Source organism: Arthrobacter agilis (genome assembly GCF_006494655.1).
Classification (GTDB): domain Bacteria; phylum Actinomycetota; class Actinomycetes; order Actinomycetales; family Micrococcaceae; genus Arthrobacter_D; species Arthrobacter_D agilis.
This window is the reverse complement of record NZ_VHIM01000022.1, coordinates 1-1435: the sequence shown is the minus strand read 5'-3', so window position 1 is coordinate 1435 and position 1435 is coordinate 1. Positions and strand designations below refer to the sequence as shown.

Here is a 1435-nt window from a genome sequence, read left to right as displayed (position 1 = left end):
GGCTCATCGTAAATAAGAGTGCAGTTGGGGTCTGAAGCCGCCTGATTCGAGGAGGCTGCGGGCGATGTAGTGGGTGAGGTTTCGGAAGCCGAGGGCTGATCCGCGGAGGTGCTCGAGCCGTCCGTTGATGGCCTCCGTCGGACCATTCGATGTGCCGGGGCGGTCAAAGAACGCGAGGACGTCAGTGGCACGTTGTTTCAGGGTCCGGCCGATCCGGCGGATCTCGACCAGGGCGGACGGCACGCCGCTGGTGACGGAATTGATGAGGGTCTGCATCAGCTGTTTGCCGCGGGTCTTGTTCGGTTCTCGGTACGCGGCGACGATCCGCTGATAGATTCCCCAGGTCGCCTCGACTTCGACGTGATCCTCGGTCGCGAAGACAGCATTCAGGCGTGCGTTCTGCTTATCGGTGAGGAGGTCCGCGCCGGTATGCAGTGTCCGTCGGGCCCGGTAGAGCGGGTCCCCGGCTCTACCGCGGTGGCCTGTCGTGGCTTGTTGGACGCGTTGCCGGCACCGGTCGAGCCCGTCCCCGGCTAAACGGACGACATGGAACGGGTCCATGACCGGGACCGCGTCCGGGAGCTCTTCCGTGGTTGCGGTCTTGAAGCCGGTGAATCCGTCCATGGCAACCACCTCGATGTCGTCCCGCCACGCCTGCGGTCGGCTGGTGAGCCAGTCCTTGAACACCTGCTTGGACCGGCCTTCGACCATGTCCAGCAACCGTGCCGGCCCCGTCTTCTCGCGGATCGGGGTGAGATCGATGATCACGGTCACGTATTTGTCGCCCCGGCGGGTATGACGCCAGACATGCTCATCGACGCCGATCGCGGCGACCCCGTCGAACCGATGAGGGTCATCGATCAGCCGGCGTTTTCCCTCGGCCAGGACCGCACTGTTCGCGGTATGCCAGGACACCCCCAGACCTGCTGCGACCCGGGACACGGTCAAGTGATCGAGGACGATTCCCTCCAGTGCCCATCGGAGTCCGCGGCGGGAGATCTTCGCTCTCTGCTCGGCGGCTTTCGAGGTGTCCTGCCGCCACGTGCGCCCGCACCCGGTGCACCGGTAGCGGCGCACCCTCACCAGCAGCGTGGTCGGCCGGTGACCGAACGGTTCGTGAGCGAGCTGGCGGGTGATCGTGTCTCGCGGTACGCCTTCAGCGCCGCACTTCCGGCACCACGGATCAGCGTGGTGGACGCGGCATTCGAGCACCGCTCGATCAGGGCCAACATGCTGGCCGATGGCTTCGAGACCGAGTTCGTCGAGCCGGCAGAACGTGGTGAGGTCAGGGGCAGCGAAGGTAGCGTGGAGCACGTCGAGGTCTTTCGGGTGGGCAGTGTGAGAACTTCCATCATCGGAAGGCCTCGACCTCTATCCCGCCTCCGACGCGCCCACCCCACTCAAGCCGCCAGCACCCCGCCCGCACTCTCAATTA

1 protein-coding gene is annotated in these 1435 nt (G+C 65.4%); it reads right to left on the bottom strand.

Annotated features, from left to right (window positions below; genetic code table 11):
- Positions 1 to 3 precede the first annotated feature (3 nt).
- Positions 4 to 1314: an ISL3 family transposase gene (locus FJV46_RS15045; RefSeq protein WP_087025252.1), complete on the bottom strand. Its 1311-nt coding sequence runs from the start codon at positions 1312 to 1314 to the stop codon at positions 4 to 6.
- Positions 1315 to 1435: the final 121 nt, after the last annotated feature.